General features: G+C 59.6%; 21 protein-coding genes. 2 read left to right on the top strand and 19 right to left on the bottom strand.

What is annotated here, in order from left to right:
- Positions 1-48: 48 nt before the first annotated feature.
- From AC07R1_RS18075 to AC07R1_RS18060, 4 genes are all read right to left on the bottom strand, one after another.
- Positions 49-777, bottom strand: a complete 729-nt coding sequence (locus AC07R1_RS18075) for a dienelactone hydrolase family protein (RefSeq protein WP_495110800.1) — start codon at positions 775-777, stop codon at positions 49-51.
- 71 nt (positions 778-848) lie between these two features.
- Entirely contained in the window at positions 849-2,753 is a 1,905-nt protein-coding gene (gene htpG, locus AC07R1_RS18070) for a molecular chaperone HtpG (protein WP_011060059.1), read from the bottom strand.
- A gap of 90 nt (positions 2,754-2,843) precedes the next feature.
- Positions 2,844-3,296: a PaaI family thioesterase gene (locus tag AC07R1_RS18065; protein WP_015634670.1), complete on the bottom strand. Its 453-nt coding sequence runs from the start codon at positions 3,294-3,296 to the stop codon at positions 2,844-2,846.
- Complete coding sequence (locus AC07R1_RS18060) at positions 3,293-3,769, bottom strand: PaaI family thioesterase (protein WP_015634669.1); 477 nt, start codon at positions 3,767-3,769, stop codon at positions 3,293-3,295. Before AC07R1_RS18060 ends, AC07R1_RS18065 begins: the two co-directional genes overlap by 4 nt.
- A 157-nt stretch (positions 3,770-3,926) precedes the next feature.
- On the opposite strand from AC07R1_RS18060, the gene AC07R1_RS18055 reads away from it, so the two are divergent.
- Complete coding sequence (locus AC07R1_RS18055; RefSeq protein ID WP_011060058.1) at positions 3,927-4,178, top strand: hypothetical protein; 252 nt, start codon at positions 3,927-3,929, stop codon at positions 4,176-4,178.
- 117 nt (positions 4,179-4,295) lie between these two features.
- Here AC07R1_RS18055 and AC07R1_RS18050 read toward each other — a convergent pair whose 3' ends face one another.
- The 12 genes from AC07R1_RS18050 to sdhC all read right to left on the bottom strand — a co-directional run bounded on the left by AC07R1_RS18050 (position 4,296) and on the right by sdhC (position 18,786).
- Positions 4,296-4,769 carry a hypothetical protein gene (locus AC07R1_RS18050; RefSeq protein ID WP_495110799.1) on the bottom strand — a complete coding sequence of 158 codons (474 nt, stop codon included), beginning with the start codon at positions 4,767-4,769 and terminating at the stop codon, positions 4,296-4,298.
- A gap of 43 nt (positions 4,770-4,812) precedes the next feature.
- Complete coding sequence (locus tag AC07R1_RS18045; RefSeq protein ID WP_019093629.1) at positions 4,813-5,550, bottom strand: DUF599 domain-containing protein; 738 nt, start codon at positions 5,548-5,550, stop codon at positions 4,813-4,815.
- Between the two features lie 176 nt (positions 5,551-5,726).
- On the bottom strand, positions 5,727-7,040 hold the full coding sequence (brnQ, locus tag AC07R1_RS18040) for a branched-chain amino acid transport system II carrier protein (protein WP_011060055.1): 1,314 nt from the start codon (positions 7,038-7,040) through the stop codon (positions 5,727-5,729).
- Between the two features lie 328 nt (positions 7,041-7,368).
- Positions 7,369-8,250 carry a succinate--CoA ligase subunit alpha gene (sucD, locus tag AC07R1_RS18035; protein ID WP_003223019.1) on the bottom strand — a complete coding sequence of 294 codons (882 nt, stop codon included), beginning with the start codon at positions 8,248-8,250 and terminating at the stop codon, positions 7,369-7,371.
- Positions 8,250-9,416 carry an ADP-forming succinate--CoA ligase subunit beta gene (sucC, locus tag AC07R1_RS18030; RefSeq protein WP_009047768.1) on the bottom strand — a complete coding sequence of 389 codons (1,167 nt, stop codon included), beginning with the start codon at positions 9,414-9,416 and terminating at the stop codon, positions 8,250-8,252. The genes sucD and sucC overlap by 1 nt, the downstream gene beginning before the upstream one ends.
- Positions 9,417-9,646: 230 nt before the next feature.
- Positions 9,647-11,083 carry a dihydrolipoyl dehydrogenase gene (gene lpdA / locus AC07R1_RS18025; protein ID WP_011060054.1) on the bottom strand — a complete coding sequence of 479 codons (1,437 nt, stop codon included), beginning with the start codon at positions 11,081-11,083 and terminating at the stop codon, positions 9,647-9,649.
- Positions 11,084-11,183: 100 nt separating this feature from the next.
- The gene (odhB, locus tag AC07R1_RS18020; protein ID WP_025128636.1) at positions 11,184-12,407 is read right to left on the bottom strand and encodes a 2-oxoglutarate dehydrogenase complex dihydrolipoyllysine-residue succinyltransferase; all 1,224 of its coding nucleotides are present in this window, start codon (positions 12,405-12,407) and stop codon (positions 11,184-11,186) included.
- A 42-nt stretch (positions 12,408-12,449) separates the two neighbouring features.
- Positions 12,450-15,281 (bottom strand): 2-oxoglutarate dehydrogenase E1 component, encoded by a 2,832-nt coding sequence (locus tag AC07R1_RS18015; protein WP_011060052.1) that lies wholly within the window; start codon positions 15,279-15,281, stop codon positions 12,450-12,452.
- Between the two features lie 263 nt (positions 15,282-15,544).
- Positions 15,545-16,249: a succinate dehydrogenase iron-sulfur subunit gene (locus AC07R1_RS18010; protein WP_011060051.1), complete on the bottom strand. Its 705-nt coding sequence runs from the start codon at positions 16,247-16,249 to the stop codon at positions 15,545-15,547.
- Positions 16,250-16,261: 12 nt separating this feature from the next.
- Positions 16,262-18,034, bottom strand: a complete 1,773-nt coding sequence (sdhA, locus tag AC07R1_RS18005) for a succinate dehydrogenase flavoprotein subunit (RefSeq protein ID WP_011060050.1) — start codon at positions 18,032-18,034, stop codon at positions 16,262-16,264.
- 3 nt (positions 18,035-18,037) lie between these two features.
- Positions 18,038-18,406 (bottom strand): succinate dehydrogenase, hydrophobic membrane anchor protein, encoded by a 369-nt coding sequence (sdhD, locus tag AC07R1_RS18000; protein WP_011060049.1) that lies wholly within the window; start codon positions 18,404-18,406, stop codon positions 18,038-18,040.
- Positions 18,400-18,786, bottom strand: coding sequence for a succinate dehydrogenase, cytochrome b556 subunit (gene sdhC / locus AC07R1_RS17995; protein ID WP_015634665.1), 387 nt, complete (start codon positions 18,784-18,786; stop codon positions 18,400-18,402). The genes sdhD and sdhC overlap by 7 nt, the downstream gene beginning before the upstream one ends.
- Before the next feature lie 350 nt (positions 18,787-19,136).
- Between sdhC and gltA the strand changes: the two genes are divergently transcribed.
- Positions 19,137-20,426, top strand: a complete 1,290-nt coding sequence (gene gltA / locus AC07R1_RS17990) for a citrate synthase (protein ID WP_011060047.1) — start codon at positions 19,137-19,139, stop codon at positions 20,424-20,426.
- A gap of 291 nt (positions 20,427-20,717) precedes the next feature.
- Here gltA and AC07R1_RS17985 read toward each other — a convergent pair whose 3' ends face one another.
- The 3 genes from AC07R1_RS17985 to AC07R1_RS17975 form a co-directional block, all read right to left on the bottom strand.
- Entirely contained in the window at positions 20,718-22,376 is a 1,659-nt protein-coding gene (locus AC07R1_RS17985; RefSeq protein ID WP_011060046.1) for a cation acetate symporter, read from the bottom strand.
- Positions 22,373-22,684 (bottom strand): DUF485 domain-containing protein, encoded by a 312-nt coding sequence (locus tag AC07R1_RS17980; RefSeq protein WP_011060045.1) that lies wholly within the window; start codon positions 22,682-22,684, stop codon positions 22,373-22,375. Before AC07R1_RS17980 ends, AC07R1_RS17985 begins: the two co-directional genes overlap by 4 nt.
- A gap of 190 nt (positions 22,685-22,874) precedes the next feature.
- Positions 22,875-23,726, bottom strand: coding sequence for a glycine betaine ABC transporter substrate-binding protein (locus AC07R1_RS17975; protein WP_011060044.1), 852 nt, complete (start codon positions 23,724-23,726; stop codon positions 22,875-22,877).
- Positions 23,727-24,015: the final 289 nt, after the last annotated feature.

The raw sequence follows: 24,015 nt of genomic DNA, 5'->3' as shown, positions 1-24,015 counted from the left end.
TGACGCCTTCGCTGGCAAGCCAGCTCCTACGGAATCAGGGTCGGTGGGTCAGCCGCTAAAGACTTCGTCCAGCAGGTAATGCATGGTGGCGAAGGCCCGGGCCGAGGTCTTGGCGTCGTACATCATCTTGCCCGGCAGGTTGGCGTGGGTGTCGGTGAAGGAATGCACCGCGCCACCGTAGCTGACCAGTTGCCAGTCCACTCCCGCGGCGTCCATTTCCGCTTCGAAGGCCGGCAGTTGCTCCTTGGACACGAACGGATCCGCCGCGCCGTGCAGTACCAGTACCGAGCCCTTGATGTTGTTGGCATCGGCAGGGTTGGGGGTGTCCAGGGTGCCGTGGAAGGACACCGCCGCCTTCACCGGCGCGCCACTGCGGGCCAGTTCCAGGGCGCAGCAGCCGCCAAAGCAGAAGCCGAAGGTGGCCAGCCTGGAGGTGTCCACCGCGGCTTCGCCCTGGCTCTGCAAGGCCGCAAAGGCCGCCTGCATGCGCTTGCGCAACAACGCCCGATCATCCTTGAGCGGCATCATCGCGGCACCGGCCTGGCTCGCATCGCCGGGGCGCAGCGACTGGCCATACAGATCGGCGATCAGCACCACATAACCCTTGGCCGCCACCGCCTCGGCGATCTTCTCCGCGCCGGCGCTGACACCCATCCAGTTCGGCGCCATCAGCAACCCCGGACGCGCAGCTTTATGGGCGGCATCGAAGGCCAGGCGGCCTTCATAGGGCTGGCCATCGATCTGATAGACCACGGAACGCACTGTGATTTGACTCATGACTCAGCTTCTCCAGTAGGGGGACACCAGAATGAAAAAACCCGCCGAAGCGGGTTTTTCTTGCAACGTGGTTAAACCGACAGCTCCACCAGCAGCTTGTTCAGCCGGCGCACATAGGCCGCCGGATCCTTCAAGCTGTCACCGGCCGCCAGGGCCGCCTGATCGAAGAGAATGTGCGACAGGTCGCCAAAGCGCTCTTCGCTCTGCTCGCCGTCGAGTTTCTCGATCAGCGGGTGAGTCGGGTTGAACTCGAAGATCGGCTTGGAATCCGGAACCTTCTGCCCGCTGGCTTCAAGGATCTGACGCATTTGCAGCCCCAGGTCCTGCTCGCCAATGGCCAGGATCGCCGGCGAGTCGGTCAGGCGGTGGGAAACCCGCACTTCGCTGACACTCTCGCCCAGGGCGGTCTTGATCCGCTCCACCAGGCCTTCCTTGGTCTTGGCGACTTCCTCGGCAGCCTTCTTGTCCTCTTCGGAGTCGAGGTTGCCCAGGTCCAGGTCGCCGCGCGCCACGTCGACAAAGCTCTTGCCGTCGAACTCGTTGAGGTAGCTCATCAGCCACTCGTCGATACGGTCGGTGAGCAGCAGCACTTCGATGCCTTTCTTGCGGAAGACTTCCAGATGCGGGCTGTTCTTCACCTGGGCGTAGGATTCGCCGGTGAGGAAGTAGATCTTGTCCTGGCCTTCCTTGGCGCGAGCCAGGTAGTCGGCCAAGGAGACATTCTGCTCGCCGTCGTCGCCCTGGGTGGAGGCGAAGCGCAGCAGGCCGGCGATCTTCTCCTTGTTGGCGAAGTCCTCGGCCGGGCCTTCCTTCATCACCTGGCCGAAGTTCTTCCAGAAGCCCTTGTATTGCTCGGGTTCGTTCTTCGCCAGTTTCTCCAGCATGTCGAGGACACGCTTGGTCAGCGCCGACTTCATCGAGTCGATGATCGGGTCTTTCTGCAGGATTTCCCGCGAGACGTTCAGCGACAGGTCGTTGGAGTCCACCACGCCCTTGATGAAGCGCAGGTACAGCGGCAGGAACGACTCGGCCTGATCCATGACGAACACGCGCTGCACGTAGAGTTTGAGGCCCTTGGGCGCTTCACGCTGGTACAGGTCGAACGGCGCGCGAGCCGGTACGTAGAGCAGCGAGCTGTACTCCAGCTTGCCTTCGACCTTGTTGTGGCTCCAGCTCAGCGGGTTCTCGAAGTCATGGGCGATGTGCTTGTAGAACTCCTGGTATTCCTCGTCCTTGATCTCGGTACGCGGACGGGTCCACAGGGCACTGGCGCGGTTGACGGTTTCCCACTCCAGCGCAGGTTTCTCTTCGCCTTCAGCGGCAGCGGCTTCTTTGGGCAGCTCGATCGGCAGCGCGATGTGGTCGGAATACTTCTTGATGATGTTGCGCAGGCGCCAGCCATCGGCGAACTCGTCTTCACCGGATTTCAGGTGCAGGACGATGCGGGTGCCGCGCTCGGCCTTGTCGATGGTCGCAACTTCGAACTCGCCTTCGCCCTTGGACGACCAGTGCACGCCTTCGCTGGCGGGCAGACCGGCACGACGGCTGAACACTTCAACCTGGTCGGCCACGATAAAGGCGGAGTAGAAACCGACACCGAACTGACCGATCAGGTGCGAGTCCTTCTTCTGGTCGCCGGTGAGGTTCTTCATGAAATCGGCAGTGCCGGACTTGGCGATGGTCCCCAGGTGGGTGATCACATCTTCTCGGCTCATGCCGATACCGTTGTCTTCGAGGGTGACGGTTTTCGCGTCCTTGTCGAAGCTCACACGGATTTTCAGTTCGGCGCCACCTTCCAGCAACTCGGGCTTGGACAGGGCTTCGAAGCGCAATTTGTCGACGGCGTCAGAGGCGTTCGAGATCAATTCGCGAAGGAAGATTTCCTTGTTGGAATACAGCGAATGGATCATGAGGTGCAGCAGTTGCTTCACCTCGGTCTGGAAGCCCAGGGTTTCCTTTTGAGTTTCCACACTCATGGTCATCAAACTCCAATCAGATGGCATTGGCCGCGTTCCGGGAGCGGAGGGCGGCGGGATGACATGAAAGTGGGGGTCGCTCGCTGGATTTCAAGGGCCGGTGCTCTCTTCGATCTTGAAATGTGCGCGAGCGGTGGCAATCGACTCCTCGGCAGTGCTCTGCCAGGCGGTGATGGCGACATTGGCCACCCTCCTGCCCTGCCGGCATACCTGGCAGCGGGCAAAGGTGTCGCGAAACTGCCCGGCGCGCAGGTAGTCGAGGGAAAAGTCGATGATTTTCGGCACCCCGGGCGAGCCGGTGAGAATCAGCAAATGCAAGGCGGCCGCCAGTTCCATGAAACCGGCGATCACTCCACCGTGCAGGGCTGGAAGCAGAGGGTTGCCGATATTGTCCTTGTTGGCCGGCAGGCGAAACAGCAGTTCATCTCCCAGTTGCGTGCACTCGATGCCAATCAGCTTCGCGTAGGGGATCTGCTCCAGCAACGCGGTGTAATCGCCCTGCTGGCGAGCCTGCTCCAGGAGTGCTCGAAGGTCCGTGCTCATGCCCGCTCCCCCTTGATCGAGCTGGCCAGCCCGCGGCTGCCCTTGAGCCCCCGGCCCATGCGCATGAAAGTGCCGACGACATGAGCCACGGGACGCTCGGGATCATCCTGATAGGCAAAGCCGCGGGTAAAGATCACATCGGTGGTGACCCGGTAACACTGGGCAAAGCCGTGCACGTCATGATGAGGGACCGCCGGATGCATATAGTCTATGCGCAGGTCCAGGGTCGGACACACCTCGAACTCCGGCAGCACGCAAAGCGTGGCCATGCCACAGGCGCTGTCCATCAGCGTGGTAAGGGCACCTCCGTGAATGATCCCGGTTTGCGGGTCGCCGACAATCTGCGGACTGTAGGGCAAGGTCAGGGTCAGGCCCTCTTCAGAGGCGCTATGTACCCGGATGCCCAGCACCTGGCAGTGGCGCAAGGCGGAAAGAAAGCGCGCCGCACGCTCAGAAATAGGGTTTTGCGCCATGGGATTTATCTCTTTTTATTGTCGGGAATGTGCGTGAATGAAGCAGGCAAAAGTTCCATGAAATGACTACTTAATATATCTGTGAGTCTCAAGGAACTTAAATCACAAGGCCATGATCGAAAGGCCAGTAGATATCTTCACTAAGGAGAAACACCCCATGCGTAAGACTTTAGCTATTGCCCTGATGCTGACCGCTTCCCTCGGTCTGGCTGCCTGCGACAAAAAATCCGAGGACAAAGCTCAAGATGCCAATCAACATGCTGAGCAAGCCCAACAGAAAATGAACGAAGCTCAGGATAAAGTGAACGACGCGGCAAAAGAAAACGCCGAAGCAGCCAAAGATCAGGCTGAATCCAACAAGGCTGCTGCTGAAGAAAGCGCCAAGGAAGCAGCTCCTAAAACCAACTAAGTCGGTTTTAGCGCAACAAAGAACAAAGCCCGCCAAGTGCGGGCTTTTTCTTGCTCGTAAAACAGTCGCTCAATACAACAGTGCTTAGTTGCCGGGCAAGCAACTAAGCGTTGAAGATCAGCCGCCTGCCCCCAGGAACAATTCGTCCTGGTGGGGCTCTGCCTGCAACGGCTGCATTGGCACCGACTCATTGCCCGGGGACTCCAGTGCATAGTGCAAGGGGCTGGAAATGGGCAGCAACATGATGGGAAAGTCGTAGTGGGCGGTAAAAGGCGCCAGCCATTGGCGGGTCTGGTAATCCGCTGCCGCGATACTCATGAAACAAGGGTGCGGGATGTCCTGCGGCGAACGCCCGGCCAGCAACATGACCCATTCCCAGTCAGTTGCCGCTTCGACCTTGAAGCTCCCGTCATCGGCCGTCAGGAACTGTGCGCCACACAAGGCGCCCTTGGCCCCGGCGATCGGCATGCCGCTCAATGCATCTACCACCCTGCCCCGGGCTTCGCCATTCAGATACAGGGTTTGCGCCCTGCAGCCCGACAACAGGAAGAACCCCAGGCACAAGTACTTCAGGGCACGCGAACTGCTCATTGGCCAACTCCTTTCAACCGTTCAATCGATCAGCCATCAACGCTCAGGCTGCATCTTTGAGGCTATCGACCACAGGTTGTTCTGTCGGTGTATAGACCATGACTTCAAGTACATCGGAGTGGAACTCCCGCCGATACAGGACAAACACCACACCCGCGCTCATCAGCATGAATAACCAGGGGCTGACGAACCAGGCCAGCATGGTCATGCCGAAGTAATAGGAACGCAATCCGAAGTTGAACTGGTTGGCCGCCATGGAAATTACCCGAGCCGCTCGCGATGCAAAAGCCTTGCGCTCCTGCTCGGAAACATGACGCTCGCCGATCATTGGCGCCGACCCCACCAGCACTGCGGCGAAGTTGTACTGGCGCATGCACCAGCTGAAGGTAAAGAAGGCATAGACGAACACCAGCGCCAGGCACAGCAGCTTGATTTCCGACATGCCCTGGGACGCCTGCTGGACCATGGGAATGTCCGCCAACAGCGACACTGCACGCTCCGAGGCGCCCAGCACGGTGAGAATGCCCGCCAGGATGATCAGGGTGCTGGAGGCGAAGAACGAGGCATTGCGCTCCAGGTTGCCGATCACGCTGGCATCGGCGATGCGGTTGTCCCGCAGCAGCATGCGGCGCATCCAGTCCTCGCGATACAGGTGCAGGACGCTGGCCAGGCACGCGGTGTCCCTTCCCTTCCAACTGGCGTAGCGGGTATAGCCACCCCAGCAGACGACGAACCACAGGGCGGCCAGTAGGTGGATCAGGTTGGCTTGAACGAACGACATGCAAATTCCTGTAAGGCGTTGGCAGAAGACAAAAGCAAAGGGCACTGCTTCGACGCCCCGCAGGGGAAAAAGACACCGCTGTACGCCCATAAAAAATGCCCCGCATCCATCGATGCGGGGCATTTTTTAAGGGGCTCGGGGGCCGCTTGTGGCGACCCCGGGCCATCAACTTCAGGTCAGGCCAGGGCTTCGCTGCGCTTGCCCAGCAGGCGATCGCAGATCACTGCCACCACCAGCACGATCACCGACGGCACCAGCCACGCCAGGCCCTGCTCGCTCAGCGGCAAGTGCGACAGCTGGGTTGGCATCCAGCCGGCCAGGCCCGCGCCCTTGAGGGCATCGATCAGGCCGAACACGAAGGACACCAGCATCACCGGGCCGACGATACGGCGCTGGTCCTGCCAGAAGTCCTTGCAGAAGCTCAGGGCCACCAGGGCGATGCACGGCGGGTAAATCGCGGTCAGCACCGGGATCGAGAACGCGATCAGCTTGGTCAGGCCCAGGTTCGATACCAGCAGCGAGAACGCCGCGAGGATCACCACCAGCGTCTTGTAGGACAGCGGCAGGACACGGCTGAAGTACTCGGCGCAGGCGCAGGTCAGGCCCACGGCGGTCACCAGGCAGGCCAGGGAGATCAGCACCGCGAGGAAACCGCTGCCCAGGGAACCGAAGGTGTGCTGCACATAGGCGTGCAATACCGCGGCGCCGTTGCTGGCACCGGCGGCCACTTCATGGCTGCCCGAGCCCAGGCGGAACAGGCTGACGTAGACCAGCGCCAGGCCGACCCCGGCGATCAGGCCGGCGATCACGGCATAACGGGTAATGAGCCGAGGCGACTCGACCCCGCGGGAACGGATGGCATTGACGATGACGATGCCGAACACCAGCGCGCCCAGGGTATCCATGGTCAGGTAACCATTGATGAAGCCCTGGGAGAACGGTGCTGCAACGTACTCGGGAGTGGCAGTGCCGATGTCGCCGGCGGGCAAGGCAAAGGCCGCAATGCCCAGCACAGCCAGGGCGATGATCTTCAGCGGCGCCAGGAAGCGTCCGACGGTGTCCAGCAGCCGGCCCGGGTACAGGGAGATGAAGAACACCAGCAGGAAGTACACCGAACTGTAGAGGAACAGGGCCAGCGGGCTTTCGCCGGTCAACGGCGCCAGGCCCACTTCAAAGGACACGGTAGCGGTACGTGGCGTGGCGAACAGCGGGCCTACCGCCAGGTAGCAGACCGCAGCCAGCAGGCCACCGGCCAGCTTGCCGATAGGCGTGCTCAGCGCGTCCATGGCACCGCCGACCTTGGCCAGGGCAACCACGGTGATCACCGGCAGACCGACCGCGGTGATCAGGAAGCCCAGCGCCGCCATCCAGACATGGGGTCCGGACTGCAGGCCGACGATAGGCGGGAAAATGATGTTGCCGGCCCCGACGAACAGGGCAAAAGTCATAAAGCCGAGTGCCAGGATGTCCTGGCCTTTCAACACTTTCATTAAGGAAATACCACACTACTGAATCGGAATTTAGAGAGGGATTTCCCTTATGGGTGAGGGAAATGCTGTCAGTCCGTATAAGACTGACCCGTTTAGCGCGCAGCGACCTTGTGGGCAGCAGACGCAAAAAGAGGCGGCTAGATTACAGAATCGGTAAGACAAGCGCACTGTTCCAGGGCGAACTATCCGATATGCGACAGAATGATGTCGCATTTTTGAAATTATATTTCCCCCAGGCTCTGTGCAGGATGCAGGTCTCCTACGGCAGAAAGCACAAAGGCCACCCGAAGGTGGCCTTTGTGGTTGAAGCGTCAGCTAAGCGCGAGGCTTACTTGACAGCCCAACCGGTCAGCTCGGCCAGGGCCTTGCCGATGTCTGCCAGCGAACGCACGGTTTTCACGCCTGCGTCTTGCAGAGCAGCGAATTTCTCGTCTGCAGTGCCTTTGCCGCCAGAGATGATTGCGCCAGCATGGCCCATGCGCTTGCCCGGAGGAGCAGTCACACCAGCGATGTAGGAAACAACCGGCTTGGTCACGTGAGCCTTGATGTAGGCAGCCGCTTCTTCTTCAGCCGAACCGCCGATCTCACCGATCATCACGATCGCTTCGGTCTTCGGGTCTTCCTGGAACAGCTTCAGGATGTCGATGAAGTTCGAACCCGGGATCGGGTCACCACCGATGCCGACACAGGTGGACTGACCGAAACCGGCGTCAGTAGTCTGCTTAACAGCTTCGTAGGTCAGGGTGCCGGAACGGGAAACGATACCGACCTTGCCTGGCAAGTGAATGTGACCTGGCATGATGCCGATCTTGCATTCGCCTGGGGTGATCACGCCTGGGCAGTTAGGGCCGATCAGGGTGACACCCAGCTCGTCGCACTTAACCTTGGCGTCCAGCATGTCCAGGGTAGGAATGCCTTCGGTGATGCAGACGATCAGCTTAATGCCGCCGAAAGCAGCTTCCAGGATCGAGTCCTTGCAGAAAGGAGCTGGAACGTAGATCACGCTGGCGGTGGCGCCAGTGGCAGCTACAGCGTCTTTCACGGTGTTGAACACTGGCAGGCCCAGGTGCTCGGTGCCGCCTTTGCCAGGAGTTACGCCGCCAACCATCTTGGTGCCGTATTCGATGGCTTGCTGGGTGTGGAAACTACCTTGCGAACCGGTAATACCCTGGCAGATAACTTTGGTGTCTTTATTGATCAGGACGCTCATTATTTGCCCTCCGCAGCTTTGACAACTTGTTGAGCAGCGTCGGTCAGGCTGGTAGCAGCGATGATGTTCAAGCCGCTTTCTGCCAGTACTTTAGCGCCCAGTTCAGCGTTGTTGCCTTCAAGGCGAACAACAACCGGGATTTTCACGCCGACTTCTTTCACGGCGCCGATGATGCCTTCGGCAATCATGTCGCAGCGAACGATGCCGCCGAAGATGTTGACCAGTACTGCAGCGACGTTGGTGTCGGACAGGATGATCTTGAAGGCTTCGGTCACGCGCTCTTTGGTAGCACCACCACCTACGTCGAGGAAGTTGGCTGGCTTGCCGCCGTGCAGGTTGACGATGTCCATGGTACCCATGGCCAGGCCGGCACCGTTGACCATGCAGCCGATGTTGCCTTCCAGAGCTACGTAGTTCAGTTCGAACTTGGCAGCGTGGGCTTCGCGCGGATCGTCCTGGGACGGATCGTGGAAGGTTTTCAGCTTAGGCTGACGGTACATGGCGTTGGCGTCGATGTTGATCTTCGCGTCCAGGCAGTGCAGATCGCCGTCGGCCTTGATCACCAGCGGGTTCACTTCCAGCAGGGCCAGATCGTGATCCTGGAACAGTTTGGCCAGACCTACGAAGATCTTGGCGAACTGGGCAACTTGCTTGCCTTCCAGACCCAGTTGGAAAGCCAGCTCGCGCCCCTGGAATGGCTGAGCGCCAACCAGTGGATCGATAGTGGCCTTGAGAATTTTTTCTGGAGTGTCGTGAGCGATTTTCTCGATGTCCACGCCACCTTCGGTGGAAGCCATGAACACGATGCGACGGCTCGAACGGTCAACGACAGCGCCCAGGTACAGCTCTTTAGCGATATCAGTGCACGATTCAACCAGGATCTTGGTGACAGGCTGGCCATTGGCGTCAGTCTGATAGGTCACCAGACGCTTGCCCAACCACTGCTGAGCGAATGCCTTAGCGTCTTCTTTGCTGCGAACCAGCTTAACGCCGCCCGCTTTACCGCGACCACCGGCGTGAACCTGGGCTTTGACAACCCACTCGGAGCCGCCGATTTTGTCGCAAGCTTCTGCTGCTTCTTCCGGGGTGTCTACCGCGTAGCCTTTGGATACTGGCAGGCCGTATTCAGCGAACAGCTGCTTACCCTGATACTCGTGAAGATTCATGCTTTTTACCGTCTTCGTTAGGTACTGCGCATTCGGCGCTGCGCTCAAGATTGAGTGCCGCACCACCTGTGACCGCTACTCTCAAAACCAGCGCCACACCTGAACCCGGAGCCTGGGCCCCGGTCCAGTGTGTGGCGCTACCTCGAGAGGTCGAGTCCAGCGGATATTCCGCGGTGAGTCTTGCGCACAAGGCTCACGACGGGCCAACCGCCGTGGTTTCTTATTATTGCTTAGCGTTTCTTGCGGTTGGCAATGTGGATGGCAGTGCCATTCACAGCCAGAGCTGCTTCGTGCAGGGCTTCGGACAGGGTCGGATGGGAGAAAACCATCATGCCCAGGTCTTCGGCGCTGGTGCCGAATTCCATGCCGATCGCACCTTGCTGAACCAGTTCCGCAGCGCTTGGGCCAATCACGTGGACGCCCAATACGCGGTCAGTCTTGGCATCGGCGATGACTTTGACGAAACCACCGGTGTCGTTGGCTGCCATGGCACGGCCGCTGGCGGCAAACGGGAAGGTGCCGACGTTAACTTCAACGCCTTCAGCTTTCAAGGCCTGCTCGGTTTTACCGACCCATGCAATTTCCGGGTGAGTATAGATAACCGAAGGGATCAGGTCATAGTTCATCTGGGCTTTGTGGCCCTTGATGCGCTCGGCAACCATGATGCCCTCTTCCGAGGCCTTGTGAGCCAGCATCATGCCGCGCACCACGTCACCGATGGCGTAGACGCCCGGTACGGTGGTAGCGCAATGATCGTCAACGTGCACGAAACCGCGCTCGTCGAGGGTCACGCCGCAATCGGCGGCCAGCAGGTCGGTGGTCACCGGGCGGCGACCAACGGCAACGATCAGCTTGTCGAAAGTGATGGTCTGCTCGCCATTGGCATCGGTGTAGGTGACCACGACTTCTTCGCCGTTGACCTTGGAGCCGGTCACGCGAGCGCCCAACTTGATGTCCAGGCCTTGCTTGGTCAGGGTTTTCAGCGCTTCCTTGGAAACAGCGGTGTCGGCTGCCATCAGGAAGGTGTCCAGGGCTTCCAGGACAGTCACTTGCGCACCCAGGCGCGACCATACCGAACCCAGTTCCAGGCCGATGACGCCAGCGCCGATCACGCCCAGGCGTTTTGGTACGGATTGGAATTCCAGAGCGCCGGTGGAATCGACGATCACATTCTGGTCGACCGGAGCCGGTGGAATGTCGATCGGACGCGAGCCTGGAGCCAGGATCACGTTTTCGGCTTCGATCACTTCAACCGAACCGTCAGGCTTGGTGACTTCGACTTTCTTGCCGGCCAGCAGTTTGCCGTGGCCCTGGATCGAAGTGACGCCATTGGCTTTGAACAGGGTGGCAACACCACTGGTCAGGCCTTTGACGATGTTGGCCTTGCGACCCACCATGGCTGGTACGTCCATGGTCACGCCAGCGTGGTTGATACCGTGGATGGCAAAACCGTCCTGGGCTTCGTGGAATTTCCAGGAGCTGTCCAGCAGCGCCTTGGAAGGAATGCAACCGACGTTCAGGCAAGTACCACCGAGGGCCAGCTTGCCCTCTTTATCGGTGTACTTCTCGATGCAAGCGGTGGTGAAACCGAGTTGTGCGGCCTTGATTGCGGCGACATAACCGCCTGGGCCCGCGCCAATCACTACCACGTCGAATTTCTGAGTCATAAAAGGTTCCTTTTAACGGCAAGCTAGAAGCTGCAGCCGCAAGCTTGAAGCCTCTTGCCCTGGGGCGCGAAGCTTCCCGCTTGCAGCATGCAGCTGCTTTTTAGATGTCCAGGAGCAGACGAGCCGGGTCTTCCAGCAGGTTCTTGATGGTCACCAGGAACGTCACGGCTTCTTTACCGTCGATCAGGCGGTGATCGTAGGACAGCGCCAGGTACATCATCGGACGGATGACCACTTGACCGTTGATCGCCATAGGACGCTGCAGAATGTTGTGCATGCCCAGGATCGCGGCTTGTGGCGGGTTGACGATCGGGGTCGACATCATCGAACCGAAAGTACCACCGTTGGTGATGGTGAAAGTACCACCGGTCATCTCTTCCATCGACAGCTTGCCGTCACGGGCCTTCTTGCCGAAGGTGGCGATGCCGCCTTCGATTTCGGCCAGGCTCATCAGTTCGGCGTTACGCAGAACCGGAACCACCAGGCCACGGTCGCTGGAGACCGCAACACCGATGTCGGCATAGCCGTGGTAGACGATGTCGGAACCGTCGATCGAGGCGTTGACAGCCGGGAAGCGCTTCAGGGCTTCGGTGGCGGCCTTGACGAAGAACGACATGAAGCCCAGGCGTACGCCATTGTGGGACTTCTCGAACAGATCCTTGTACTTCGAACGCAGGGCCATGACTTCAGTCATGTCGACTTCGTTGAAGGTGGTCAGCATCGCCATGTTCGACTGGGCTTCAACCAGACGCTCGGCAACCTTGGCACGCAGGCGGGTCATAGGCACGCGCTTCTCGACGCGATCACCGGCAGCGAAGACCGGAGCAGCAGCGGCAGGAGCCGGAGCCTTGGCAGGCGCGGCAGCCGGAGCGGCTTTCTTCGCGGCAACAGCAGCGACCACGTCTTCCTTGGTCACACGGCCGCCTTTGCCGGTACCGGCAACGGAAGCGATGTTGATACCGTTTTCTTCAGCCAGCTTGCGCGCGGCAGGAGCAGCGATTGGATCGTCTTCGCCATCGGCAGCAGCCGGGGCAGCAGCGGCGGCGGCCGGAGCGGCGGCGGCAGCAGGAGCAGCGGCAGCAGCGCCGCCTTCAACGATGGAGCCCAGGACTTCGTCGGACAGAACGGTGTCGCCTTCGTTCTTGACGATAGCGCCCAGCACGCCGTCAGCGGTGGCCAGAACTTCCAGCACGACCTTGTCGGTCTCGATGTCAACGATCAGCTCGTCACGCTTGACGGCGTCGCCCGGTTGCTTGTGCCAGGTGGCAACGGTGCCATCGGCAACCGATTCCGGGAAAGTGGGGGCTTTGATCTCGATAGCCATTATCTGTGGTTCCTTAAATTCGGTTTCAGGTGCGCGAAGGCGTTAAACAGTAAAGGCATCTTGCAGCAGTTTTTCCTGCTGCTCAGCGTGCATCGATGCATAACCACAAGCTGGAGCAGCAGAAGCGTCACGGCCCGCGTACTCGAGTACGAGCGACTTGTTGTGACCGCTGATGATGCGACGCATGTGATGCTGGCTGCAGTACCAGGCACCCTGGTTCATCGGCTCTTCCTGACACCAAACGATGTGTTTGACGTTTTTGTACGGAGCCAGGACTTCGATCAGGTCGTCCTCAGGGAATGGGTACAGCTGCTCGATACGCACGATGGCGATGTCGTCACGACCTTCGGCACGGCGTTTTTCCAACAGGTCGTAGTAGACCTTGCCGCTACACAGAATGATGCGACCCACGTCTTTTGGATCCTGGGCATCGATTTCCGGGATAACGGTCTGGAACGAACCTTCCGCCAGATCTTCCAGGGTCGAGATGGCCAGTTTATGACGCAGCAGGGATTTCGGTGTCAGCACGACCAGCGGCTTGCGCAGCGGACGAATCACCTGGCGACGCAGCAAGTGGTAGATCTGAGCCGGCGTGGTCGGTACGCATACCTGGATGTTGTGCTCGGCGCACAGCTGCAGGTAACGCTCCAGACGAGCCGAGGAGTGCTCGGGACCCTGACCTTCATAACCGTGTGGCAGCAGCATGGTCAGACCGCAGAGACGGCCCCACTTGTGCTCGCCGCTGGTGATGAACTGGTCGATCACTACTTGTGCACCGTTGGCGAAGTCGCCGAACTGGGCTTCCCAGATCACCAGCGCGTTAGGCGTGGTGGTGGAGTAGCCGTATTCGAACGCCAGTACGGCTTCTTCGGACAGGAACGAATCGTACAGGTCGAAACGTGGCTGGCCTTCGTACAGGTGCTGCAACGGGATGTAGGTGCCGGCGTCCTTCTGGTTGTGCAACACCGCATGGCGGTGCGAGAAGGTGCCGCGGCCGATGTCCTGGCCGGTCATGCGAATCGGGTGACCTTCGAACGCCAGGGTCGCGTACGCCATGGTTTCAGCGTAACCCCAGTTGATCGGCAGGCCGCCGGCTTGCATCTTCTGACGGTCTTCGTAGATCTTCGCGACCTGACGCTGAACCACGAAGCCTTCCGGCAGCTCCAGCAGCTTGGCGGACAGTTCCTGAAGAGTCTTGAGGTCGAAGGTGGTGTCGTGACGCGCGGTCCAGGTATGGCCCAGGTACGGACGCCAGTCCACGAACAGCTCTTTGTTCGGCTCCTTGACCAGGCTCTTGACCACGTGCAGACCGTTGTCCAGCGCGTTGCGGTATTCGTCGACTTTCGCCTGAACACGCTCTGCGTCGAGCACACCGCCCTGGGTCAGGCGATCGGCATACAGTTCACGGGTGGTGCGCTGCTTGGCGATCTGCTGATACATCAGTGGCTGGGTGCCGCTTGGCTCGTCGGCCTCGTTGTGGCCGCGACGACGGTAGCAGACCAGGTCGATCACCACGTCGCGCTTGTACTGCATGCGGTAGTCGATGGCCAGCTGGGTCACGAACAACACGGCTTCCGGATCATCACCATTCACATGGAGGATCGGTGCCTGGATCATCTTCGCAACGTCGGTGGCGTACTCGGTGGAGCGCGAGTCCAGCGGGTTGCTGATGGTGAAACCGACCTGGTTGTTGATCACGATGTGCACAGTGCCGCCGGTACGGAAACCGCGGGTCTGGGACATCTGGAAGGTTTCCATCACCACGCCCTGGCCGGCGAACGCCGCGTCACCGTGGATCGAGATCGGCAGAACCTTGTCGCCGGTCTGGTCGTTGCGACGGTCCTGACGAGCGCGCACCGAACCTTCGACCACTGGAGAAACGATTTCCAGGTGGGACGGGTTGAACGCCATCGCCAGGTGAACTTCGCCACCGGTGGTCATGACGTTGGACGAGAAGCCCTGGTGGTATTTAACGTCACCGGAACCCAGCTCGACCTTCTTCTTGCCTTCGAACTCGTCGAACAGCTCGCGCGGGTTCTTGCCGAAGGTGTTGACCAGCACGTTCAGACGGCCACGGTGGGCCATGCCGATAACCACTTCCTTGGTGCCGTAGGAACCGGAACGCTGGATCAGCTCGTCGAGCATCGGAATCAGGCTCTCGCCGCCTTCCAGACCGAAACGCTTGGTGCCCGGGTATTTGGTACCCAGGTATTTTTCCAGGCCTTCAGCCGCAGTGACGCGCTCGAGCAGGTGGCTCTTGATGTCGGCGGAATAGGTCGGACGGCCGCGTACGCTTTCCAGACGCTGCTGGAACCACTGACGCTGCTCGGAATCGGTGATGTGCGTGAATTCAGCGCCAATGGTGCGGCAATATGTCTGCTGCAACGCTTCGTGAATTTCGCGTAGGCTCGCTTCCTCTTTGCCGATGAACAGGTCGCCGGCACGGAAGGTCGTATCAAGATCGGCATTGGTCAAGCCGTAATGATTGATCGACAGGTCTGCAGGTGCAGGACGCTGCCACAGCCCCAGCGGGTCCAGCTGGGCTGCCTGGTGGCCACGCATCCGATAGGCCTGGATCAATCGCAGCACTTCAACTTGCTTCTTCTCGTGCTCACTGCTCACGCTACCGGCGGATACCGGTTGGGCGCGGCGCTGGTTCTTTGCCAGCAAGACGAAATGATCGCGGATTGTCGAGTGCGAAACATCGATGGCAGTGCTGCCGTCGGTAGGCAACTTCTGAAAGTAAGTGCGCCACTCTTCTGGCACAGCGTTAGGGTCGTGCAGGTAGAGCTCGTAGAGCTCTTCCACATAGGCAGCGTTACTACCGGATAGGTAGGCGCTGTTCCACATGCGCTGCATCACGCTTTCTTGCATGCTTGGTCACCCTCGGTTAGGGGAACACCACCGGCGACGACACCGAGCAAGCTTGCAGAAGTCCGAATGCAGCGACCAAAACAAGCCACTTAGGATCACGCTGATAGTCCGGGTACCAGCCCGGATGCCCCTGCTTGTCTCATTTCTTCAAAATATAGAGCAGCCACTTTGTGAGCTGCTGCTCAGGTTAGAGCCATGACGCGGGTTGAAGCCCGCGCCGTGGCTTTTACGGGTACAGCGGTCCTACGGGTACAACAGCTGAATCACACGCCACTCTGCAGCAGCATGTTACGAATGTGACCGATGGCCTTAGTCGGGTTCAGGCCCTTCGGACAAACGTTGACGCAGTTCATGATGCCCCGGCAGCGGAATACGCTGAACGGGTCGTCCAGGGAAGCCAGACGCTCGGACGTCTTGGTGTCACGGCTGTCTGCCAGGAAGCGGTAGGCTTGCAGCAGGGCAGCTGGACCCAGGAACTTGTCCGGGTTCCACCAGAAGGACGGGCAAGAGGTCGAGCAGCAAGCGCACAGGATGCACTCGTACAGACCGTCGAGCTTCTCGCGCTCTTCCGGGGACTGCAGACGTTCGATGGCCGGAGCCGGCGTATCGTTCTGCAGGAATGGCTTCACCTTCTCGTATTGCTTGTAGAAGATGCTCATATCGACGACCAGGTCACGGATAACCGGCAGACCTGGCAGCGGGCGAACAACCAGCTTGTTCTTCTTGACCACGGCAGACAGCGGCGTGATGCACGCCAGACCGTTCTTGCCGTTGATGTTCATGCCATCGGAACCGCAAACGCCTTCACGGCAGGAACGACGGTAGGAAAAACCTTCGTCCTGCTCTTTGATCAGGGCCAGCACGTCCAGCACCATCAAGTCCTTGCCACCGGTGTCTACCTGGAAAACCTGGGTTTTCGGAGCCGAGTCGGTGTCAGGGTTGTAACGATAAACTTCAACTTGCAACATATCGATCACCCTTTAGTAAGTCCGGACTTTTGGTTCGAAAGTCGGAACAGTCTTCGGCGAGAAGTTGACCGCACGCTTGGCAACGCGCTTCTCACCCGGGAAGTACAGGGTGTGGCACAGCCAGTTTTCGTCGTCACGGTCTTCGAAGTCTTCACGGGCGTGAGCGCCGCGGGACTCTTTGCGCACTTCGGCAGCGATGGCAGTGGCTTCGGCCACTTCCAGCAGGTTCTGCAGCTCAAGTGCTTCGATACGCGCAGTGTTGAAAGCTTGAGACTTGTCGTTGATCTTGACGTTGGCGATACGCTCGCGCAGGTCAGCCAGCTGGGCGATACCCTTCTGCATGTATTCGCCGGTACGGAATACACCGAAGTAGTTCTGCATGCAGTTCTGCAGTTCGCGACGCAGGGTTGCAACGTCTTCACCGGTGGTGCGCTCGTTGAGCTTGGCCAGGCGGTTCAGGGCAACGTCGACGTCGGTGTCGCTGGCGTCGCGGTATTCGATACCGTCGGTCAGCGCTTTTTCCAGGTGCAGACCGGCTGCACGGCCGAACACCACCAGGTCCAGCAGCGAGTTGCCGCCCAGACGGTTGGCGCCGTGTACCGATACGCAAGCCACTTCACCCACTGCGAACAGGCCAGGGATGATGGTGTCTTCGCCAGCGGCGTTCTGCGTGATGGCCTGGCCATGAATGTTGGTGGCAACGCCGCCCATCATGTAGTGGCAGGTTGGAACGACCGGAACCGGAGCAACCACCGGGTCAACGTGCGCAAACGTCTTGGACAGCTCGCAGATACCTGGCAGGCGGCTGTGCAGCACTTCCTCGCCCAGGTGGTCGAGCTTGAGCATCACGTGGTCGCCGTTCGGGCCACAGCCGTTGCCGGCGATGATTTCCTTGACCATGGAGCGCGCAACAACGTCGCGGCCAGCCAGGTCTTTGGCGTTCGGAGCATAACGCTCCATGAAACGCTCGCCATGCTTGTTGATCAGGTAACCACCCTCACCACGGCAACCTTCGGTTACCAGTACACCGGCGCCGGCAATGCCGGTCGGGTGGAACTGCCACATTTCGATGTCTTGCACCGGAACGCCAGCACGCAGCGCCATACCAACGCCGTCACCGGTGTTGATCAGGGCATTGGTGGTGGAGGCGTAGATACGACCTGCACCGCCGGTGGCCAGAACGGTGGCCTTGGAGCGGATGTAGGTGGTTTCGCCGGTTTCGATGCAGATAGCGATCACGCCGACAAAGGCGCCGTCCTGGTTCTTCACCAGATCGACCGCGTACCACTCGTTGAGGAAGGTGGTGCCGGCTTTCAGGTTGCCCTGATAAAGTGTGTGCAGCAGTGCGTGACCGGTACGGTCGGACGCTGCGCAGGTACGAGCAGCCTGGCCGCCCTTGCCGTAGTCCTTGGACTGACCGCCGAAGGGACGCTGGTAGATACGACCGGTTTCGGTACGGGAGAACGGCAGACCCATGTGGTCCAGTTCGAAGACCGCAGCCGGGCCTTCCTGACACATGTATTCGATGGCGTCCTGGTCACCGATGTAGTCGGAACCCTTGACGGTATCGTACATGTGCCAGCGCCAGTCATCGTTCGGGTCCGCCGAGGCAATCGCGCAAGTGATGCCGCCCTGGGCAGACACAGTGTGCGAACGGGTCGGGAACACCTTGGTGATCACCGCAGTCTTGTGGCCGCCCTGGGCCAGCTGCAGTGCGGCACGCATGCCGGCGCCGCCGCCGCCAATGATGATGGCGTCGAATGAAATGGTTGGAATGTTAGCCATGAATCAGATACCCCAGAGAATCTGCACACCCCAGACGAAGTAAGCGAACATCGCGACGCCGCATACTGCCTGGAAAAGGAAACGTACTGCTGTGGCCGACTTGCCCAGCGCCATCGGCGTCAGGTAGTCAGTCGAGATGGTCCACATGCCGACCCAGGCGTGAGCGCCCAGGGCCACCATGGCCAGCAGACTGAAGATACGCATCCAGTTGTTTGCGAACAGGCCATGCCACTGGGTGTAGTCAATGCCCGGATTCGCTACGAGGTATCCGATCAGGAAAATGAAATAAGCCGCGAGAACGACCGCAGACACACGCTGTGCCATCCAGTCATAAAGGCCCGAACGCGACAGGTTCGTAACGCTGGTTACCATATCCAAACTCCCGCCAGAACGATTACCACCACGGATACGGCGATAACGATTTTCGAGCCCAGCTTGCCGCCTTCCAGCGTCTCACCGATGCCCATGTCCATAATCAGATGGCGTACACCGGCCACCAAGTGATACAGCAAGGCGGACAGGAGGCCCCATGCAACGAATTTGGCCAGCGGACTGGTCAAGCACGCCTTCACCTCGGCATAGCCTTCCTCGGAGCCCAGGGATTTGCTCAATGCATAAAGCATGATGCCGATGCCCAGGAAGAGGATGATGCCGGAAACACGGTGGAGAAACGACGTAACGCCGGTGATGGGGAGTTTGATGGTCCTTAGGTCTAGGTTTACAGGTCGTTGGCTATTCACGGCTTTTTTCACACTGAAGAGCCCCTAACAATCAGGGCAAAGTTGTTGGGGAGTGCACTGGTCAGGCAACCACTACCCAGGGAGTGCGACCCCCAGCAAAGCGGGCCCAGAAGCCTACGGAGGTCGGTGGCCGAGTATAGACAGTTAGGCTACTAATGACAACGCAAAGACCTTCCCCTAATAGCTGATTGCGTTAGCGTTATAAAAGGCGTAAATGGCGCTGAATTTCGCGAAAAAATCCCTCCCAAAGCCTTCTGGGACAAGACTTTAGGCAAATTGACATTCGGATTTATCTCACTATAGTGGTGCGGGCCCTGCGTGGGGGGTCTGTCTGATGATTTCAAGCATAAATAGGAGGCCACATGGCTGACAAAAAAGCGCAGTTGATCATCGAGGGCGCAGCCCCCGTCGAGCTGCCCATTTTAACCGGCACCGTTGGTCCCGATGTAATCGATGTTCGGGGTCTGACGGCCACGGGCCGCTTCACTTTTGACCCGGGTTTCATGTCGACCGCCTCCTGCGAGTCGAAAATCACCTACATCGACGGCGACAACGGCATTCTGCTGCATCGCGGCTACCCGATCGAACAGCTGGCCGAGAAATCGGACTACCTGGAAACCTGCTACCTGCTGCTCAACGGTGAATTGCCCACCGCCGAACAGAAGGCCCAGTTCGTCAGCACCGTGAAGAACCACACCATGGTTCACGAACAGCTCAAGAGCTTCTTCAACGGTTTCCGTCGCGACGCCCACCCGATGGCGGTGATGTGCGGCGTAGTCGGTGCCCTGTCGGCGTTCTACCACGACTCCCTGGACATCAATAACCCGCAGCACCGCGAAATCTCCGCCGTGCGCCTGGTGGCCAAGATGCCGACCCTGGCAGCGATGGTCTACAAGTACTCCATGGGCCAGCCGATGATGTACCCGCGCAACGACCTGTCGTACGCGGAAAACTTCCTGCACATGATGTTCAACACCCCGTGCGAGATCAAACCGATCAGCCCGGTACTGGCCAAGGCAATGGACCGGATCTTCATCCTCCATGCCGACCACGAACAGAACGCCTCGACGTCCACCGTGCGCCTGGCGGGCTCCTCGGGTGCCAACCCGTTCGCCTGTATCGCTGCCGGTATCGCTGCACTCTGGGGCCCGGCCCACGGCGGTGCCAACGAAGCGGTACTGACCATGCTCGACGAAATTGGCGATGTCTCGAACATCGACAAGTTCATCGCCAAGGCCAAGGACAAGAACGATCCGTTCAAGCTCATGGGCTTCGGTCACCGCGTGTACAAGAACCGCGACCCGCGCGCCACCGTAATGAAGCAGACCTGCGACGAAGTACTCAAGGAACTGGGCATCAACAACGATCCGCAACTCGAACTGGCCATGCGCCTGGAAGAGATCGCCCTGACCGACCCGTACTTCATCGAGCGCTCGCTGTACCCGAACGTCGACTTCTACTCGGGGATCATCCTCAAGGCGATCGGCATTCCAACCAGCATGTTCACCGTGATCTTCGCCCTGGCGCGGACCGTCGGCTGGATCTCGCACTGGAAGGAAATGCTCTCCAGCCCGTACAAGATCGGCCGTCCACGCCAGCTGTACACCGGCTACGAGTCGCGTGACATCACCAAACTGGAAGACCGCAAATAAGACCTGCCTTGCGCAAACGTCTTAGCTGCACCGGATACGGCCTCTAACAGAGGTCGTATTTGTTTCTGCCCTCCCCTCGCCCCCCCCCCCCCCAACCCGCAGGATCCGGCCTGCCGGCGAAGAGCCCTGCTCCTCACATACGCTTGCGCTGGCAAGCCAGCTCCTATGCTCCTGCACCTGCAGTCGGGGGGCTCCGGGTAGGGCGAGCGGACAGAAAAATGCCCCGGTCTCTCGATCGGGGCATTTCGCCATTACGCAGCTTCTATATAGAAGCCGATACATTCATCCCGCTTAGTGCGACACCGCCCCACTGGCACCCAGGCCGGTCTGCGAACGCACGAACTGCGGGAAGAACAGCGCCCGCTCGTTGACCGCCGCGGTCGACTTGTCGGTGATGGAGAAGAACCAGATACCGATGAAGGCGATGATCATCGAGAACAGCGCCGGGTACTCGTACGGGAAGATCGCCTTCTCGTGATGCAGGATCTGCACCCAGATGGTCGGGCCGAGGATCATCAGCGCCACGGCACTCACCAGGCCCATCCAGCCGCCAATCATGGCGCCACGGGTGGTGAGCTTCTTCCAGTACATGGAAAGCAGCAGTACCGGGAAGTTGCAGCTGGCGGCAATGGAGAACGCCAGGCCGACCATGAACGCGATGTTCTGGCTTTCAAAGAGAATGCCCAGGCCGATGGCCAGTACGCCCAATGCCACGGTGGTGATCTTGGAAACGCGAATCTCATCCTTCTCGTTGGCCTTGCCCTTCTTGATCACGCTGGCATACAGGTCATGGGACACCGCCGAGGCGCCAGCCAGGGTCAGGCCTGCAACGACCGCCAGGATGGTGGCGAAGGCCACGGCCGAAATGAAGCCGAGGAACACGCTGCCGCCCACTGCGTTGGCCAGGTGCACCGCCGCCATGTTGTTGCCGCCCAGCAAGGCGCCTGCGGCATCCTTGAAGTCCGGGTTGGTGCTTACCAGCAGGATCGCGCCGAAGCCGATGATGAAGGTCAGGATGTAGAAGTAGCCGATGAAGCCAGTGGCATAGAGCACGCTCTTGCGAGCTTCCTTGGCATCGCTGACGGTAAAGAAGCGCATCAGGATGTGGGGCAGGCCAGCGGTACCGAACATCAGCGCGAGGCCTAAGGAGAACGCCGAGATCGGGTCTTTCACCAGGCCGCCGGGGCTCATGATCGCTTCACCCTTGGGGTGAACCTTGATCGCTTCGGAGAACAGGGTGTTGAAGTCGAAGTTGACGTGCTTCATCACCATCAGTGCCATGAAGGACGCGCCGGAGAGCAACAGCACCGCCTTGATGATCTGCACCCAGGTCGTGGCCAGCATGCCGCCGAACAGCACGTACAGGCACATCAGGATGCCCACCAGGATCACCGCCACATGGTAGTCGAGGCCGAACAGCAGCTGGATCAGCTTGCCGGCACCCACCATCTGCGCGATCAGGTAGAACGCCACTACCACCAGCGAGCCACAGGCCGACAGGGTGCGGATCTGGGTCTGCCCGAGGCGGTAGGACGCCACGTCGGCAAAGGTGTACTTGCCCAGGTTGCGCAGGCGCTCGGCGATCAGGAACAGAATGATCGGCCAGCCCACCAGGAAGCCGATGGAGTAGATCAGGCCGTCATAGCCGGAAGTGAACACCAGGGCGGAAATCCCCAGGAAGGACGCCGCGGACATGTAGTCGCCAGCGATCGCCAGGCCGTTCTGGAAGCCGGTGATCTTGCCGCCCGCCGCGTAATAGTCGGCAGCCGACTTGTTGCGCTTGGAGGCCCAGTAGGTGATGCACAGGGTGGCACCGACGAAGACCACGAACATCACGATCGCCGATACGTTGAGTGGTTGCTTGTGGACTTCGCCCGTCAAGGCGTCTGCAGCCCAGAGGGCGGGAGCGAAGGCGGCAAGACCGAGTGCTGCGAATAGACGTCGGATCATTGCTGAGCCTCCTTCAGGATCGCATTGTTCAACTCGTCGAATTCGCCGTTGGCGCGTCGCACATAGATGGCCGTCAGGATGAAGGCCGAGAGAATCAAGCCGACACCGATGGGAATGCCCCAGGTGATGGATGAGGTAGGACTGAGTTTGGCGCCCAGGATCTGGGGACCATAGGCGATCAACAGGATGAAAGCCGAGTAAAGCCCAAGCATGATCGCCGAGAGAATCCAGGCGAACCGCTCTCGTTTGCTGACCAGCTCCTTGAAACGCGGGCTGTTTTGAATCGAGAGGTAAATGCTGTCGTTCATTGTTTTTATCCTCGCAGCACAGATTTTAGGTGGAACCTAATCCACTCTATGCGGCTATGGAGCAGGTTCCAGACGACCTTAGTATTAGAACGACATTAGCGTTGGCGCCGGTTTTTTCTTCAATAAATGACAAGGCCGCCCACTGTTTCCAGTGCGCGGCCTCAAGACCCCTGATCTAGACGCGTTGTGCTTATTTAGCAGTCCACTCGGCAACCCTTTCCGGGTGCTTGCTCACCCAATCCTTGGCCGCCACATCGGGTTTTGCACCCTCTTGAATGGCCAGCATGACCTCACCGATTTCATCTTTCGAGGCCCACTGGAATTTCTTCAGGAAGGCCGCCACTTCCGGCGCCTTCTTCTCCAGGCCCTTGCTGCCGATGCTGTTGACGGTTTCAGCAGCGCCGTACACGCCCTTCGGGTCTTCGAGGAAGCGCAGTTTCCACTTGGCGAACATCCAGTGCGGCACCCAGCCGGTCACGGCGATGGAATCCTGTTTTTCTTCGGCGCGGGTCAGCTCGGCGATCATTGCCGCCCCGGAACTGGCCTGCAGCTTGTAGTCCAGGCCGTAGTCCTTGATCGCCTGGTCGGTCTTGAGCATCACCCCCGAGCCGGCGTCGATGCCGACGATCTTGTTCTTGAACGTGGTATCGGTCTTGAGGTCCTCGATGGACTTGGCCTTGACGTACTCCGGCACGATCAGGCCGATCTTGGCGTCCTTGAAGTTGGGGCCGTAGTCCACCACCTTGTCCTTGTTCTTGGCCCAGTACTCGCCATGGGTCACCGGCAGCCAGGCCGAAAGCATGGCGTCGAGCTTGCCGGTGGCTACGCCCTGCCACATGATCCCGGTCGCCACCGCCTGCAGCTTGACGTCATAACCGAGCTTCTGCTTGATCACTTCCGCCGCCACATGGGTCGTCGCCACGCTGTCGGACCAGCCGTCGACATAGCCGATGCTCAGGGTCTTGCTGTCGGCACTGGCCAGAGTGGAGCTGATGGCAAGTACCAGTGCGGCACCTGCGCCTAAGAGTCGTCGCATCTTCATCGTTACTTCCCCGAAAAGTGCAGTGCCGGGCGGCTGCCAGGCACGTCAACGTATGGTTATGGTGCTCAGCGCCCCCATCACGCCTCACCGCGAACGCGTTCGATCATCAGCGGAGTACTGATGCCTGGATCATCAACCCGCCCTGTTCCGCGACCTGCTCTGTCTACGACCTCAAGGCAGCCAGCAGCGACATCAGATAGCCAGTAACCAACGGCCGACCTCACCCGGGCAGTGGGTCCGCCCGAACTTTGCATGTCAAAATCATGCAGCCCACCAAGCTGCGGACAAA

The sequence above is a fragment of the Pseudomonas sp. GW821-FHT07F01 genome (genome assembly GCF_059418825.1).
Note: the sequence above shows the minus strand (reverse complement) of the source record. Positions and strands in the feature narration are given on the sequence as shown.